Genomic DNA, 16,125 nt, shown 5'->3' with positions numbered 1-16,125 from the left:
CTGTAACTCTCTCAATTTTTAAATTTAAAAACGTTATGCAAAATTCCATAACTCTATAAATTGTTAGTAGTGGTTCAAATGCTAGGCGCACGGCAAGAAAATTTTGAGACATATCATTAGATAGGCGAAAAATTTTCGAGGACGCAACAACGCAGTTGAGCCATTAGTGACAATTTATTCCCAAATAATCATTTCGACCGGGGTCGGGTTATACCCATTACACGGATTATTCAACTGCGGGCAGTTGGAAACCAATACCAGCACGTCCATATCCGCCTGCATCTCGACATAGCGACCCGGCGCGGAAATCCCGTCATCGAAATCCAGATGCCCGTCCGGCGAAACCGGAACGTTCATAAAGAAGTTGATGTTGCTCGCCAGATCTTCTTTGGTCATGGTTTTACCGTGGTTGCAGCTACAGCTGCCCAAAGCCATCAGGAAAGAGTCACGGCACGAGTGCATGTGACGTTTTTCAATCGCATAGCGCACAGTGTTACTTTCTGCAGAACAGGCTCCACCGATGGTGTCGTGGCGCCCGCAGGTATCGTCGACAATCGTCAGCATTTTATTGCCTCTGTTGGACATCAACTCGCTGCCGGTGGTCAGATAAATCTTGCCCTGCTCGCGAATGGTGTCGGTAGCCGAATAACGTTCGGCCTGATCTGCGGCGCTATAGAAAAGCGTGTCGACCGCCTGATTTCCTTCCAAATCGACGATACGGAAATACTGCCCGGCTTTGACTTCATGCATCCAAGGGTCACCGGCTTTTACTACTTCGCGGTAAACGATTCGATTTTCGTCAAACTTAGTCATTTGGGTTTTCTCCGTAAAAGATTTTGGTGTTGTAGTAAGCGCGCTCGTTTTCTCCGCGATGCAGTCGGCAAGGATCGTCCTGTTCGACTTTCAATGCCTTATAGACACTCAACTCGACCGGTTTAGGGCTGTATTCCGGGTTCGGGTCCATCGGGTGCTGTGCGGTAGACAGACAGACGATACAATCCATTTCAAAACGCAAATCGACATAGTCGCCGGCCTTGGAGTTGTTTGCGACAAACGTCATAGTACCGTCGTCTTCGACACGAACCTTACTGAACCAGTTAATATTCGGCATGATATCGCTTTCGTTCAAGCCCCACTTTTCCAACTCGTTGATCAAACTGTCATGGCCGTTTTTAAAATAGTCGTTATGCGCATCCTGGTAGCTCTTGCTGCCGTATTTTTTCTCAAGCGATCTCGCGCTGGAAATCCCGCCGATGGTGTCGTGCCAGCCGCAGGTATCGGCAATAATCGAGCACATTACCCGCCCCATATCGCTGAAACACATATTCGGCGTCGTCAAAAAAGCGGTCTTTTGCGCTTTCAAAGTATCCGGCATGTTGTAACGTTCGTTTTTCACTTCCAAGTTGTTGATCAACATCGAAACATTCGCCAGACCTTCTACGTCCGTCAAACGTAGAACCGTGCCGCGACGAATCACCCCCGACCAGTGTGCGCCTGCCGGAATGAATTCTTTCCAAACAAAACCGTTGTATGAAGGTGCCTCAGGCATTGTCTTTCTCCTGTGTTAATCTGCTTGAATTGGTTGTATAAATAGGCGGAAGAGCAGAATCCGTCAGATAAAGGTTGCTGTTTTTTACGCCTTTAAACGACATCATTTCATCACTGATCCGCTTCAAACCCTGCGCAGGTCCCTGCATCAGGTTGACTTCCAAAGTATGCTGGTTCATTAGTTGAACCTGTGTGGTGGAGATAATCTCCGCCACATATTTATGTTTTAGCTGGTTAAGTTTTTGCTGCAATCCCGGGATCGAGTGGTCGTATACCAACGTGAAGGTTCCGGCCATAATCTCGTTGGTATGATCCTGACGGAATGCCGACGCTTCCTTGCGGATAAGGTCGACCAACATCGCAGAACGATTTTTCAGTTGGCGTTGATTCGTCAACCATTCCAGTTCGTTTAATACCTCTTCCGGCAGAGAGGCGCTGGTTCTGATTAAATTACTTGGCTTTTTCATCTTAAAAAATATCCGGTACGTCTGAGTTAACTGAAACCATGCGGACCATTTTCAACTTATCTTCCATATCTTCAGGCTCTTCCTCTTCGTGATGAACCAGACTCTCCAAATAAGCTTTGGTCCCCATAAAAGCAGGGCTTAAAAAAGTATCGTTTGCTCTCGGTCTCGGTAGAGGCACATTGACCACCTCCTTGACCCGACCCGGATGGGCATCCAATACCAAAATCCGGTCAGCCAGATAGATGGCTTCGTCCAAATCGTGCGTAATAAAGAAAATCGTAATATCGATGTTTTGCCAGATTTCCAACAGATACTGCTGCATTTTCAGGCGGTTCTTCGGGTCGAGAGCGGCAAAGGGTTCGTCCATAAGCAGTACTTTCGGCTGGTTAGCCAAAGCTCGAATAATCGCGACGCGCTGTTTCATCCCGCCGGATAACTGATGCGGATAGGATTCGGTAAACTTCTCCAAACCGACCAGATCGATCCATTGCAAAGCTTCCGGTTCGGCAGTGGTTTTCGACATACCGGATTCAATCAGACCGAACATCACGTTCTCTTTGACCGTCATCCATGGAAACAGCGAATAACTCTGGAACACCATGCCTCTATCCGGTCCGGGAGAAGTCACTTTCTTGCCGTCCATCAAAATACTGCCGTCGTCGATGGTTTCCAGCCCGGCAATCAATCTGGCCAAAGTCGACTTTCCGCAACCAGAAGGTCCGACTACACAGATAAATTCGCGCTTGTAAGCAGTGAAGTCGACATTGCGCAACACTTCAATCTGCTTACCCTTGTGCTCGAAAGATTTATGCAACTGCTGAATATCCAATACCGGCGGGCGCTTTAGGATTCGCTCGTTTCGATCTTGAATTTCCGGTGTAATCCATTCGTTAAGAGGATGACTATTCACGAAAACTTTCCTTATTATTTACTGGTGTGCCAAGGGAACAGGCGCTTGCCCAAGCGGGCTAAAATCATGTCGGTTATCAGACCGATGATGCCGATAATCAGAATCGCCGCAAATACATTATCGAAGTTCTTGTAACGGGCCTGCTGAGTAATAAACCAGGTAATCCCCGAACTGGTTCCGATCAATTCGGCAACAATCAAATAAGTCCATGCCCAACCCAGCAGAATACGCATATCTCGATACAGGTCCGGCAAGATACCCGGCAAGACAACACGGCGAATCATGCGCAGACCTTTACACCCCAGAGTTAGAGAAGCCTCCACCAGAGCGATATTCAATTTGCGCGTCGTTGCCGAGACAATCAACACCATCTGGAAAAACGTCCCTATGAAAATAATGGCGATTTTCGGAGCATCGTAAATTCCTAGAATCGCCACAGCAAGTGCTCCGAATGCCGGTGCGGGCAGATAGCGAAAGAATTCGGTAAAAGGTTCGATCAGATGCGATGCCGAGGCATAGGTTCCGGCCAGGATACCCAAAGGCACCCCGAATACCATCGACCAGAAAAAGCCCCAGGCGATGACTTGAATCGAGTGCCAGAGACTCTCATGCAACCAGGGCTCGTTGTTGCGCTTCGGAGGCGTGGTAAAGGCGGTATAAAGTGCGGTGACGACTTCATGCGGAGCCGGTAAATAGACTGGGTTGGCAGGCTCCCCTTGAGGCAAGAGAGCTGGATCCAAGTCTGGATTGGCTGCCAGTTTTTTATCGACTTCCTTCTGAAAAATCTCTTTATCTACCAGCGTTCCTTCTCTAAAATAACTCACACCGCCAGGTTGAGTGATCTCCACTTGTGGATGCCAAATAAACGGCACATAACTGAACAGACACCACAACAATATCGGAATGGCAAAACTTCCAAAAGTCAGTAAACGTTTGGATTGTTTATCTAAAGGGGTTCGTGGCGTGAACCAAGCAGATAAATTATTGAACATCGGTCGCCCCAAGTCTTAAATTTTTAACCGGTAAAAAATTATTACGTTTATTTAAAAAGATAATAAGCAAGCGCCATACCAATTAAAAAACCGCCCAAAACCCGCTAGATCAAGCTAAAAACTTAGAACAAATACCGTTACGCGCACCATTCAAGGGCAGCTCTTACCCAAAAGACTGCAGGCAAGCTTCACGGAGAATCAGACCTCCTCTTGATAATACCTTCAACAATCCTTATTAGTTATTTGATGTCGTATGCTCTATGCTGGAATAAATCGGCTATAACGGACATCTATAAAAAATAGCCCGACGTATGTCGCATTCAGCCTAAACTGATCAAACCTACTTACGATGAGAAAACCCTTTGAGCCGTTTCGTTAATAAATTTTACAAGGCATTTGACACGCTGGTCGATACAGGTGCGCAATCCCTGGAAAACCTTTTCTCCAGAGACGTGCACCATGTCATTATCACCGGCCTGAGTCGCAGTGGAAAATCGATGTTCTTCACCACCCTGATGTCTCTGCTAAGCCAGAGATCGCAACAGACATTCGATAATCTGCCGTTACTCAGAAGTCTGCCAAAAGAGTTGATTCAATCGGTTGAACTGAGACCGATTGAAGGCGAGGCCCTTTTTCCGCTTGACCGTAATCTGCAAAAACTGCAATCTCGACAATGGCCCGAATCCACCGAACAGATATATGGTTTTGAACTGGTTCTGACGACCAAACCGCTTAACGCCATCAGTAAGCTACTCAGAAAATCCAATCAAATCATTTTCCGTTTCCATGACTATCCCGGAGAATGGCTGACCGATCTGCCGATGCTGCACAAAGAGTTTGTCGCTTGGTCGGACAGCGCCTGGTCGCAGCAACTTAATCCCCCGCAAAAACATTACGCTTCCGACTGGCATGCCTTTGTCGAAAGCTATGATTTTGACCGCCTGCCGAATGAAGAACTCGTCGGTGATTACATGCAGCAGTACCGAAACTATTTGATTGCCGCCAAATCCAAAGGGATTACTCTGCTGCAACCCGGCAGCATGCTGATTCCTTCCCCGAAATTCAATTGGGAAAAGAACGGTTTTGCTCCTTTACCAAGCCGAATTGCCAGTGACCCTGAGCACCCATGGACCTTACTGTTTCAGAAGAACTTTGAACACTTTAAGAAAATTTGGCTCGCCCCCCTGCAAGAGTCCTACTTTTCCAAGGCCGACAAACAAATCGTTATGCTCGATCTGCATCAGGGATTGAGCCATAGTCGCGCCCATTTAAATCAATTGAAAGAGACTCTGAGCAATCTGGCATCCAGCTTTGTTTACGGCGCGGACAAATGGTATAAACCGAAAATTTTATTCCGCCATGAGATCAGTAAAGTCGCGTTTGTCGCTACCAAAATCGACCTTATTCCCAATTCGCAGCATGAGAATTTCCTGCACCTCCTGCAAGACATTACCTCCGGTATTCGCGCGCATTTAAGGGAAAAAGAGGTCGAATTCCAGCATTTTCTGATTTCGGCAATGCAAACCACCGACCCGGGCAGTTGCGAAAACTGTCTGCGATTTACCAATCCGGACGGCGACTATGAAGAGTGGGAATTTGAAAGCATACCCGATCGGCTGAAAGCCTTGGACCCGGAACAAAACTATCCGGCGATTAATACCATGGTTCCTAAAGATGTCTTGGCCCGAATGAATCACGCTCAAGGCATAGACCGACTCATTGAATATTTAATCAAGTAATTGCACCCATATCGAGGTAATGGATATGAATGAACCTCAATACCAGGAACGCGTCAAAAAACGCACTTTGCAGGAGGCGCAACCGGAGCTAAGCCTGCCGGAAAGCGACGTTCCTCTGCAGAATGACAAGGCCGTAATCGAAGATACCGGTTCGGGCATAAAAACCCTGCTGATCGCATTATTCACGACGGTTTTGGCTATTATCGGCTTCTCACTGATTGATGCCTATCTCTACGTCACCGACCTTATGGCCAGCCACCCTCTTCTCGCAAGCCTGCTAGCGGCCCTCCTGCTTGCGGTTGCCCTTGCCATCTTTGCTCTGATAAGAAACGAATGGAAAGGTTTGAGAGCGATTGGTAAATACAGCAATGACCTCTTTTCAATCGAAGAGCTGAAAACGAAAGGAGATGTCGCAACCACTCGCAGAGCTTTGAAACACCGCGGTAAACTGCAAACCGGGAGTGCTTTCGCAAGAGGTTGCTACCATGCTTTTGAGCACTCTCTGCGTGAACATCACACTAATGATGAAGTATTAAAGATCTACCAGGATATGGTGCTGTCCCCTATTGAACGCCAAGCTAAAAGTGTTCTCAAACGCGAATCCGCTACCGCCGGAGGTATTAGCCTCATCAGCCCGAATTCGTTTATCCAGACTCTGGGAATTTTGTGGATCAGCCTTAGAACCTTAAGACGGATTTCGCTGGTTTTCGGAATACGACCGAGTATTTCCGGAAATTGGCGATTATTGAGAATCGCCTTGGAAAACCTCGCCGCCGGTTCGCTGACAGACCTGCTGACCGATGAAATTGCCGCCCAACTTGGCGGTACACTCGGCGACAAATTACTGGCTAATTCTGTGGATGCCGTGGCGGTCGCCAGCCTTAACCAACGATTAGGTAAAGCTTTGATAAGAGAACTGTCCAAACATTGATCGCTGTTGATCGAGTTTTAAAAACGCGAACAAAGTAATTTTAAAACCGCTAGAATCGGTTTTAATGGGTTAAAGCAGGAATTTAACCAGGAATTCGGGGTTATGGATAACAACAAGATACTGCAACTTCAGTACGAGCTATTAATGTCTTTGGGAAACTCTTTTGAGTTGGAAGAGATGTTGCAAGGTACTCTTAAAGTTCTTTTGGAGCATTTGCACTGTTCATCGGTTGCCCTATACCGCCTGCAAAATAAACAACATTCCTTGGTTTTTTCCGCGCCGTCTGTCTCAAGCAAGCAGCACAACCTCCTGTCACAGATAGAACCATTACTAATCGAACTAGGCCAATCCGACAGCGGTTTTATAACAAGCCGGATCAATCACACCAACCACCATATTATTGAACTGGCTGATTTCGGCTTTGTGGTTTTGATCGAGTCGGAAATAGCCGTTGAAACCGCTCAAATTGAAGGCATTGCCCGTTTAAATACCAAATTAGTTCAAGCAATCAATGCCTGCCTGCAGCAAGAAAAACTAACTAGCAATCAAGATAGATTACTTGAAATACAGGCAATCGCAAAAATCGGCAGCTGGGAACAGGATTTAAAAACCGGGGAACTCTTCTGGTCGCAAGAAACCTATAAGATTTTCGGCGTTGAACCAAGCACATACTCTCCCACCTTAGAAGCTTTTTTCAATGCAGTTTATCCCGAAGACCTGGCAAAAGTAAAACAGGCTTACGACGAGCTATTAACTTCAGGCCATCCCTATGAAGCGGAGCACCGAATACAACTTTCTTCTGGAGAGATCAAGCATGTATTGGAACATGGAAATGCCTACTTTGATGAAGAAGGGAAAGCCATCCGGATTGTCGGCACGGTGCAAGACATTACTGCCCGCAAAGAAGCCGAAAACGCCTTAAAGAATCAGGAACGGGAACTCAGCACGATTATTGAGTCCATCCCCAATATCTTATTTATCAAAGAAGCAAAGGAGTTGCGTTTTGTCCGCTTTAATAAAGCTGCGGAAACGGTATTCGGCTTTCCTCGTGATGAAATGATTGGGAAAAACGACTACGACTTTTTTCCCAAAGAACAGGCAGACTTTTTCGTCGAAAAGGATAGAAAAACCTTAGCATCCGGAGAAATAACCCAGATTCCCGAAGAAGCCGTAGACACTCTTCATGGCACTCGCTTTTTACACACCATAAAAGTCGGAATCCCGGATACCGAAGGAAACCCTAAATATTTATTAGGTGTTTCCGAAGATATTACCGAGGCTAAGGCCGCTAAAGACCGCTTGGAAGAAAGCGAGAAAAAACTTTCCGAACTCTATAATGCAATCAATGACGGCATTTTTTTACACGAAATTACCGAAGATGGTCCAAGCAATTTTATCGAAGTGAACGATGTGGCCTGCCGGATGTCGGGTTATTCGCGAGAAGAATTATTGCAGATGTCGCCTGCCGATATCGATGTAGCAGGTCAGGATGAAACTAAAGCCAGAGCAATTAAAGAAGCCATCGACTATACCCGCGAACACAAGGAGATGGTTTTCGAATCCTATAATATTCATAAAAGCGGCCGCAAATTTCCCGTTGAGGTTCGTCTTAGAACCGTTGAATATCAGGGGAAAATTGCCCTGATGGCGGTAGTCAGGGATATTTCGGAGCGCAAACGCAATGAAGCCTCTTTGCACCTTTCGGCATCGGTAATCGAAAACCTTGCCGAGGGCATTATGATCACCGACCGTGACAACAAGATCATCTCCATTAACCCCGCCTTTACGGAAATCACCAACTACACTTTAGAGGAAGTTAAGGGAAAAACACCGAATGTATTAGGCTGCGGAATCCAGGATCACAATTTTTATGAACAAATGTGGGACACTTTGCGCTCGGGAGAATCCTGGCAGGGAGAGATAAAAAACCGACGCAAAAACGGGGAAATCTTTCCCGAATGGCTATCTATCAGTTCCGTTCGGAATCAAGACAATGAAATCATCAACTTCATCGGGGTATTCTCCGACATTTCAAAGATTAAAGAAAATGAAGCCGAGCTCAAGTTCCTCGCCCACCACGACTCTTTGACCAAACTGTACAACCGGGTTTTGCTGAACGACCGACTCGATCACGCTTTGCAGAAAGTGAAGCGCCATGGCGGAACTCTGGCCGTTCTGTACTTGGATTTGGATCGTTTCAAGTCGATCAACGACAACTTCGGGCATCATCAGGGCGATATATTGCTGCAAACCGTGGCAAACCGCTTGAAAGAGATACTGCGTGAAGAAGATACCATTTCCCGGATCAGCGGCGATGAATTCGTTATTCTTTTAGAAAACCTTTCCTCGTCAAATGTCGCCGGAATTGTCGCCAAGAAAATTCTCAATCGCATTTCGCTACCGATCAAACTCACCGAACACGAGGTTTCGATCACATCCAGTATCGGTATCGCCATTGCTCCGGAAGACGGCGATGATTCGGTCACGCTTCTGAAACACGCCGACCTCGCGCTATACCGCTCCAAAGATTTAGGTCGGAACAGCTATGAATATTTCTCCAGCGACATGTCGACTTCCAGTTTCGAAAATATGCTGATGCTCAATCGACTTCAACAAGCAGCCCAAAACCACGAATTTGTCGCTTACTACCAGCCTCAGATCGAATTGCGCTCGCAAAAGCTGACTGGAGTTGAAGCCCTGATACGCTGGAAACACCCTGAAATGGGATTGATCCCACCTGGAAATTTCATCCCTCTGGCCGAAGAGTCCGGATTGATTATCGAACTGGGTGAATGGGTGTTACGCGAAGCATGCCGCCAAATGCGTCTCTGGCTGGATCACGGGGTCAAGATACATTACATTGCCGTTAATGTATCGGCGCGTCAGCTGGCTGATAAAAATTTTGTGCAGATCGTACGCAGCGCACTGAATAATGCTGGAATCGACGGGCATTATATCGAACTGGAGTTGACCGAAACATTGGTCATGAGAGAAGACTACTACGCCAAGATGATCGATGATTTAAAAGCTTTGGGTGTGCAAATATCCATCGATGACTTTGGGACCGGTTATTCCTCGCTGGCGAGATTAAAGCAACTGCCTATCGATACTTTGAAAATCGATATGTCTTTCATCAGAGGTATTCCTGAAGATGAAAATAATACCAATATTTCCAGAGCGATCGTTAATCTGGCAAAAGGCATGAATCTGAAAGTCGTCGCCGAAGGAGTCGAAAATGAAACCCAGGCAAAATTCCTGATGCACTACGGTTGTCATCTGGTGCAAGGTTTTCTTTACAGCCCGCCACTTCCTGCTCAAGAACTGGGAGATTGGATAAATGCCAGAAAAGCCGAGGAAATTCCGCAATACAACACGGCGCCAAATGGCTAACAATAAAAATGCAGAGAATCAAAAGGAAAATAAATGGTCGGAGTGGAGGGATTTGAACCCCCGACCACCTGTACCCAAAACAGGTGCGCTACCAAGCTGCGCTACACTCCGAAACAGAAAAATCAGCCAACAATAAAATTTCTACCTTATTGATTTGACTGATCTTATATCGTCTTGAAGCTTCAAGACTTAGAAAGTGGGGCGAATGACGGGGATCGAACCCGCGACAACAGGAATCACAATCCTGGGCTCTACCAACTGAGCTACATCCGCCATAGTAGATATGACGTGCATACCATGAAAATGGCACGCCCATCAGGATTCGAACCTGAAACCCTCGCCTTAGAAGGGCGATGCACTATCCAGTTGTGCTATGGGCGCTTTATCGAACCTATGGTATTAACTTGATTAAAGACCGAATCAAGCTAATGAGAATTAATGGTCGGAGTGGAGGGATTTGAACCCCCGACCACCTGTACCCAAAACAGGTGCGCTACCAAGCTGCGCTACACTCCGATGAAGATGGGGCGTATTGTATAGATCGGCCGTTGGGCTGTCAACAACCAAAATCACTTTTTTTTAATTTTTTTTGAACTTTGGCGAAAAGCTGAAAGGCCCGTATTTTACGGCTTTATAGCCCGTTTTATTAAAATATTGATTCTATTAAAAATTGCCTTCTGAAAGCAATAAATACGGCATATTTCCGACATAAAAACCGCTGTATTATCATCTCGGGTTTTGCAAATTTCTTCTTCTCCTTTCCCTAAATACTGCATGGTAATTGATGGAGCCGAAGTCGTAAAATCGGTTATGATAGACCGCTGATAAAAACCTCGTGAATTCGGAGTGGAAGCATAAGCTCTCACGGTAGTTCCTGAGATGGTTGTTTTTGAGTATTTATTTAGGAAACTGATTATGTCAGCAAAGATTCTTGATGGTAAGGCTATCGCCTTAGAGTTACGCGAATCGATTCGTGCCGAAGTTGAACGCCAAGTGGCTGCCGGAAACGACCGTCCGGGTCTGGCGGTAATTATGGTAGGCGAAGACCCTGCTTCTCAAGTTTATGTGCGCAATAAAAAACTGGCTTGCGAAAAAGCCGGATTTAACGATGTCTCGGAAGTTTTACCGGCCGAAACCACCCAGGAAGAAGTATTGGCTTTGATCGACAAATTGAACGCCGACGATAAGGTTCACGGCATTATCGTTCAACTTCCTGTTCCGGCGCATATCGATCCCGAAGAAATCATCGAACGAATTCACCCTTGCAAGGACGTCGACGGCTTCCACCCGTACAATGTCGGGCGCTTGGCGACTCGTATGCCGCAACTGGCACCCTGCACCCCGCACGGCGTTATGACCATGCTGGAAAAAACTGGTATTCCGCTTCGCGGTCTGGATGCGGTCGTCGTCGGTGCGTCCAACATTGTCGGCGTGCCTATGACATTGGAACTGCTGAATGCCCGTGCTACGGTAACTGTCTGCCACAGTGCCACCAAGGATCTGGCGGAAAAAGTCTCACAGGCAGACTTGGTCGTCGTCGGTGTCGGAATCCCTGAAATGGTCAAGGGCGCTTGGATCAAACCGGGCGCCATCGTAGTTGACGTAGGTATCAACCGCATGGACGACGGTCGTCTGGTCGGCGACGTTGAATACGAAGCGGCCAAAGAACACGCCAGCTGGATTACCCCGGTACCGGGTGGAGTCGGCCCTATGACAATCGCGACACTGCTGGAAAACACCATGAAGGTCGCCTACGAGCTGGAGTGCAAAGCGTAAGTTTCCATTCCGCTCTTCGAATAAAAAACCGACTTGAGTCACAGGATTCAAGTCGGTTTTTTATTGCCTGTAATGTCTATAAGTATTTATACAATCCGTTCCAGATCAGATAGCGACGACTTCGGCATCAGCGGTATAACTTGTGGTAAGTCCCCTCTTGAGCCATCAGTTCGTCGTGGCTGCCGCTTTCGATAATATGACCATCTTCAAATACCAGAATCCGATCGGCCTGACGGATCGAACTCAAGCGGTGGGCAACAATCAGCGTGGTTCGACCTTCCAGAAACGGTGCCAAATCGACATACAACTGACGTTCGGTCTCCATATCCAATGCCGAGGACGCTTCATCCATAATCACAACTTTCGGATCTTGCAGAATCATGCGGGCAATCGCCAAACGCTGACGCTGACCGCCGGACAGTTTGATACCGTTACGCCCGACAATCGAATCCAGCTGTTCATCCAGTTCACGGACTTTATCCGCCAACTGCGCCTGCTCAAGAGCTTGCCATAATACTTCGTCAGGGATAGTCTGCCCCAAAGTGAGATTAAAACGAATCGACTGATGAAACAGCATCGGATGCTGAAGAACCGTAGCGACATGCTGGCGCACGCAATGCTGACCGATATCCGTCATCGGAACGTCGCCGTAATAGATCTGCCCTTCTTTCGGCTGATAGAAACCTAACAGCAACTGAACCAGAGTGGTTTTCCCGCCGCCGCTGGCACCGACCAAAGCCAGTTTTTCTCCCGGAGCGATGGCAAAATTCAAGCTGTTCAGAACATTGTGTTCCTTACCAGGATAAGCAAAAGAGAGATTTTCAACTCTGACGCCGATGGCCGTATCACAATTAAACGGGTTGGCTTTCTGCGGGAACTGCGGCTCCTGATCCAGATCGAGTACGTCATTAATCCGTTGCAAGGCTCCGCTGGCGGCACTGTAGCCGTATTGAATCGCCAGAACTTCCTGCACCGGTCCCATCATAAACCACAGATAGCCGAATACCGCCATCATCTCCCCGATCGACAGACCGGAAAACACCACCATCAACATACTGGCGCCACGGAACAGATCAAAGCCGATCAGGAAAATCATAAAAGAGAAACGGTTAGCGGCATCACTCTTCCACGTGAACGCTTCCGAGCTGCTGCGAATCGCTTCTGCTCGCCCGCGAATGCGCTCAAAAAAAGAGTGATCCTGATTTGCGGCGCGCACCTGCTGCAACGCATCCAGAGTTTCCGTCAATGCCTGCTGGAAAGCATCAATCGCATTGTTTTCATCTTTTTTCAGGGTTTTGACTTTCCGGCCCATGCGCATCGTAAAGTAGATGACCACCGGATTCATAAACAGAATAAACAGTGCCAGCTGCCAGTGCAACCACAACAAAACAGCCGTAACCCCGATTAACGAAAAGACGGCAATAATCAGTTTGCCGACCGTAGTTCCAAGAAAAGTATCGATGGTGTTAACGTCATTGACCATGGTAGCGGAAACACTGCCGCTGCCCATGGTTTCATATTGCGCCATCGCCACACCCTGAACCCGTTGCAGCAGATCTTTGCGAATGCGATAGGTAACGTCTTTGGCAATCACCGTAAACTGCTGCACCTGCCAGACTCCGAAGACCAAGCCGAGAAAGCGCAGGAAAATCGTAATAACCGTGATAGCGAGAATATAGTAGACCGGCCCCTGCCAGGCTTCGGAGACAAAATAATTTAAGGTATGAACAATATGGCTCGGCTTATCCAGCAGCACCTCATCTACCAGCAATGGCAGCAAGAGCGGCAAAGGCACCGTCACTAACATGGCGAACAGAGCGATAAAATGCGCTTTAATCAGTGCCGGTTTATGTTGCAACACCAATTCGTAAATACGCCGCCAAGAGTAATCTCGACCGCACAGATCAACTTTTTGCATGGGTGCAGAAGCGGAAAGATGTCTCATAGGATGATCACAACTCGCTTAAACGGAACAGACGTTTAAAGTTTTCGCTGGTCGCTTCAGCTACGGTCTCCAGAGGGAGATTTTTCAAACGTGCGATCTCTTCGGCGACATAACGGGTGTAACCCGGCTGATTGGTTTTGCCTCTATAAGGCATCGGCGCCAGATACGGCGAATCGGTTTCTACCAGAATTCGATCCAGCGGAACTTCGGCGGCAACCTGCTTTAATTCCTTGGCGTTCTTAAAGGTCACAATTCCGGAGAAAGAAATATAAAAACCGAGTTTCATGGCTCTTTCTGCAATCTGCATATCCTCGACGAAGCAGTGCATAATGCCGCCGATCTCTTCGGCATTCTCTTCTTGCAAAATGTTCAGGCAGTCGTCCGTCGAATTGCGTGTATGAATCACCAACGGTTTTTTCAACTGTTTGGCGATGCGGATCTGCTGACGAAAACGATCATGCTGCCAGCTCATATCGCTTTGCGGATCGAAATGGAAGTAATCCAGGCCGACTTCACCGATCGCCAACACCTTTGGATGCGATGCCGCTTCCAGCAATGCCTCATCACTGATGACTACTTCCTGCGGTTCGCACGGGTGTACGCCGATTGCGGCATACACCTGCGGATGGTTCTCCGCCAGCTGCAACACTTCGTGCCATTGCTCCGGACCGATCGCAATGCACATCATCCGTTCCACGCCCAAAGACTCGGCGCGTTCGATAATCTCGTCGATCGAACCTAATTCATCGGCCGGCAAAATATTCAAATGGCAATGTGAATCTACGATCAAACCAACTGTCCCCTATTCAATTGTGAGCGGAAAATCGACTCGTCCTGTTTTCCTTGCTGCAACGCGAGCCATTGTAAGCACAGGTTTTCCAGCACCAGTTCTTTATTGGCATTGCGCTGCCAGAACGATTTAGCGGTTAACACCTGCTGCTGAAATTTTAAAGCCGCCGATACTTCATCCGTTTGAAGGTTGCCCGCTTGCGGATAAACCTGATGACGGATAAAACCGACCGACCACTGATAAAAGTAGTCAAACACCGCTTCCGGGTGCGGCCATTTCAACCATTGCGCACAGACTTGAACCACATTCTTCTTACCGCTCTGCAACTGTTTTAAGGCCTCGTTCCATTCGCGGTCTTCGTCGAATTTACCTTCTTTGATCCAACGTAACGCTTTCAGAGGCGCTCCCCAATTAATCCGCAGAGCACGCTTCAGCAGAGCCTGATCCATTTGCGGACATTGCATGCTCAACCATTGATTGGCAACCTCTAAAGGCGGAGTCGGTAAATGAATCTGCTGGCAACGGCTTTTAATAGTCGCCGGCAGATTCGCGACCTGATGACAGCTTAATAAAAACAGACTGCGTTCGCCCGGCTCTTCCAACGTTTTCAGCAAAGCGTTGAAGGCCGACAGATTCAAATGCTCGACCCCCTCGATCCACGCCACCTTATAGCCGCCCTGGTGCGCGGTTTCCTGCTGCTGATAGATAAATTCACGAATTTGATCGACCCCAATCTCTTTCTTGTCCGGTAATCGATGCAAATGGTAAAAATCCGGATGTTGATCCGTATCGAATAGATGGCAGCTGGAACATTGTCCGCACGCCGTCTGATCGTGCGCCGCGGTATTCGGACACAGAGCGGCTTTTGCCAGAGTGCGAATCCAGGATTCCATGCCGACTCCCGGCAAGGCGGAAATCAGGTAGGCATGCCCAAGACGACTGTTCAGCTTTTTCCAATCCTGCCAAGCCGGCTGGAGCCATGGATAGATTTCATCCTGATTCATACTCAAGCTTCCGCCAGCAGACTCAGAAGCTGTCGTTCGATTGAAGCCTGTACTTCGTCCAGGCTGCGCGAAGCATCCAATACATGATAACGCTGCGGCGCCTGCTCGGCTCTGTGCAGATAAGCCTGGCGCACCTTTTCGAAAAAACTTCGATCCTCTTCCTCAAAACGGTCAATGGCTCCACCGCGACTGGCGACCCGTGCCATACCAATCTCAATCGGCAAATCGAAAACAAAAGTCATATTCGGCTGGACGCCTTGCTGCACCCAGGTTTCGATCTGTTGGATACGTTCATAAGCCATACCGCGGGCCGCACCCTGATAGGCATAGGACGCATCGGTAAAGCGATCGGACACCACCCATTTCCCCTGCCCCAACGCGGGAAGGATTTTCTCCTGAAGATGCTGCGCCCGGGCGGCAAACATCAACAACAGCTCGGTATCCGGCTGCATCGTTTTGTATTCGGGATTCAGCAAAATTCCGCGAATCGCCTCGCCGATTTCGGTACCGCCCGGCTCACGGGTAATGACGACTTCGATTCCTTTTTCCTGCAGCCAGGTGCAAATATATTGCAGGTTCGTCGACTTACCGCCGCCTTCGGTTCCTTCCAGGGTTATAAATTGACCTTTCATC

Annotated in this window: 13 protein-coding genes and 4 tRNA genes; 4 read left to right on the top strand and 13 right to left on the bottom strand. The window is 47.9% G+C overall.

What is annotated here, in order from left to right:
- Positions 1–174: 174 nt before the first annotated feature.
- The 5 genes from H8792_RS09350 to H8792_RS09330 are packed head-to-tail and all read right to left on the bottom strand — an operon-like array spanning position 175 to position 3,917.
- The gene (locus H8792_RS09350) at positions 175–813 is read right to left on the bottom strand and encodes an urea amidolyase associated protein UAAP2 (protein ID WP_185978689.1); all 639 of its coding nucleotides are present in this window, start codon (positions 811–813) and stop codon (positions 175–177) included.
- Positions 806–1,549 (bottom strand): urea amidolyase associated protein UAAP1, encoded by a 744-nt coding sequence (locus H8792_RS09345; RefSeq protein ID WP_185978688.1) that lies wholly within the window; start codon positions 1,547–1,549, stop codon positions 806–808. Before H8792_RS09345 ends, H8792_RS09350 begins: the two co-directional genes overlap by 8 nt.
- On the bottom strand, positions 1,542–2,015 hold the full coding sequence (locus H8792_RS09340; protein ID WP_185978687.1) for a CopG family ribbon-helix-helix protein: 474 nt from the start codon (positions 2,013–2,015) through the stop codon (positions 1,542–1,544). Before H8792_RS09340 ends, H8792_RS09345 begins: the two co-directional genes overlap by 8 nt.
- Before the next feature lies 1 nt (position 2,016).
- Positions 2,017–2,925: an ABC transporter ATP-binding protein gene (locus H8792_RS09335; protein WP_185978686.1), complete on the bottom strand. Its 909-nt coding sequence runs from the start codon at positions 2,923–2,925 to the stop codon at positions 2,017–2,019.
- Positions 2,926–2,939: 14 nt separating this feature from the next.
- Positions 2,940–3,917: an ABC transporter permease gene (locus tag H8792_RS09330; RefSeq protein ID WP_185978685.1), complete on the bottom strand. Its 978-nt coding sequence runs from the start codon at positions 3,915–3,917 to the stop codon at positions 2,940–2,942.
- A gap of 362 nt (positions 3,918–4,279) precedes the next feature.
- Here H8792_RS09330 and H8792_RS09325 point away from each other — a divergent pair, with 362 nt between their 5' ends.
- The 3 genes from H8792_RS09325 (at position 4,280) to H8792_RS09315 (ending at position 9,977) form a co-directional block, all read left to right on the top strand.
- On the top strand, positions 4,280–5,656 hold the full coding sequence (locus H8792_RS09325; RefSeq protein ID WP_185978684.1) for a YcjX family protein: 1,377 nt from the start codon (positions 4,280–4,282) through the stop codon (positions 5,654–5,656).
- Positions 5,657–5,681: 25 nt separating this feature from the next.
- On the top strand, positions 5,682–6,587 hold the full coding sequence (locus H8792_RS09320) for a DUF697 domain-containing protein (protein WP_185978683.1): 906 nt from the start codon (positions 5,682–5,684) through the stop codon (positions 6,585–6,587).
- A gap of 102 nt (positions 6,588–6,689) precedes the next feature.
- Entirely contained in the window at positions 6,690–9,977 is a 3,288-nt protein-coding gene (locus tag H8792_RS09315) for an EAL domain-containing protein (RefSeq protein WP_185978682.1), read from the top strand.
- A gap of 34 nt (positions 9,978–10,011) precedes the next feature.
- On the opposite strand, the gene H8792_RS09310 is transcribed toward H8792_RS09315, so the two are convergent.
- The 4 genes from H8792_RS09310 to H8792_RS09295 all read right to left on the bottom strand — a co-directional run bounded on the left by H8792_RS09310 (position 10,012) and on the right by H8792_RS09295 (position 10,493).
- Positions 10,012–10,088: transfer RNA gene (locus H8792_RS09310), tRNA-Pro, on the bottom strand.
- Between the two features lie 86 nt (positions 10,089–10,174).
- Positions 10,175–10,250 (bottom strand) — tRNA-His (locus H8792_RS09305).
- Positions 10,251–10,281: 31 nt separating this feature from the next.
- Positions 10,282–10,358: transfer RNA gene (locus H8792_RS09300), tRNA-Arg, on the bottom strand.
- A gap of 58 nt (positions 10,359–10,416) precedes the next feature.
- A tRNA-Pro gene (locus H8792_RS09295) sits at positions 10,417–10,493 on the bottom strand.
- A gap of 399 nt (positions 10,494–10,892) precedes the next feature.
- Here H8792_RS09295 and folD point away from each other — a divergent pair.
- Positions 10,893–11,753, top strand: a complete 861-nt coding sequence (gene folD / locus H8792_RS09290; RefSeq protein WP_185978681.1) for a bifunctional methylenetetrahydrofolate dehydrogenase/methenyltetrahydrofolate cyclohydrolase FolD — start codon at positions 10,893–10,895, stop codon at positions 11,751–11,753.
- Positions 11,754–11,880: 127 nt separating this feature from the next.
- On the opposite strand, the gene H8792_RS09285 is transcribed toward folD, so the two are convergent.
- Genes H8792_RS09285 through tmk form a run of 4 tightly spaced genes read right to left on the bottom strand, consistent with a single transcriptional unit; the run spans position 11,881 to position 16,124 of the window.
- The gene (locus H8792_RS09285) at positions 11,881–13,698 is read right to left on the bottom strand and encodes an ABC transporter ATP-binding protein (RefSeq protein ID WP_185978680.1); all 1,818 of its coding nucleotides are present in this window, start codon (positions 13,696–13,698) and stop codon (positions 11,881–11,883) included.
- Positions 13,699–13,705: 7 nt separating this feature from the next.
- Positions 13,706–14,488 (bottom strand): TatD family hydrolase, encoded by a 783-nt coding sequence (locus tag H8792_RS09280; protein ID WP_185978679.1) that lies wholly within the window; start codon positions 14,486–14,488, stop codon positions 13,706–13,708.
- Entirely contained in the window at positions 14,485–15,492 is a 1,008-nt protein-coding gene (locus H8792_RS09275) for a DNA-directed DNA polymerase (RefSeq protein ID WP_185978678.1), read from the bottom strand. The genes H8792_RS09280 and H8792_RS09275 overlap by 4 nt, the downstream gene beginning before the upstream one ends.
- A 2-nt stretch (positions 15,493–15,494) precedes the next feature.
- On the bottom strand, positions 15,495–16,124 hold the full coding sequence (tmk, locus tag H8792_RS09270; protein ID WP_185978677.1) for a dTMP kinase: 630 nt from the start codon (positions 16,122–16,124) through the stop codon (positions 15,495–15,497).
- Position 16,125 lies beyond the last annotated feature (1 nt).

This window comes from Thiomicrorhabdus heinhorstiae, assembly GCF_013391765.2.
GTDB lineage: Bacteria > Pseudomonadota > Gammaproteobacteria > Thiomicrospirales > Thiomicrospiraceae > Thiomicrorhabdus > Thiomicrorhabdus heinhorstiae.
Note: the sequence above shows the minus strand (reverse complement) of the source record. Positions and strands in the feature narration are given on the sequence as shown.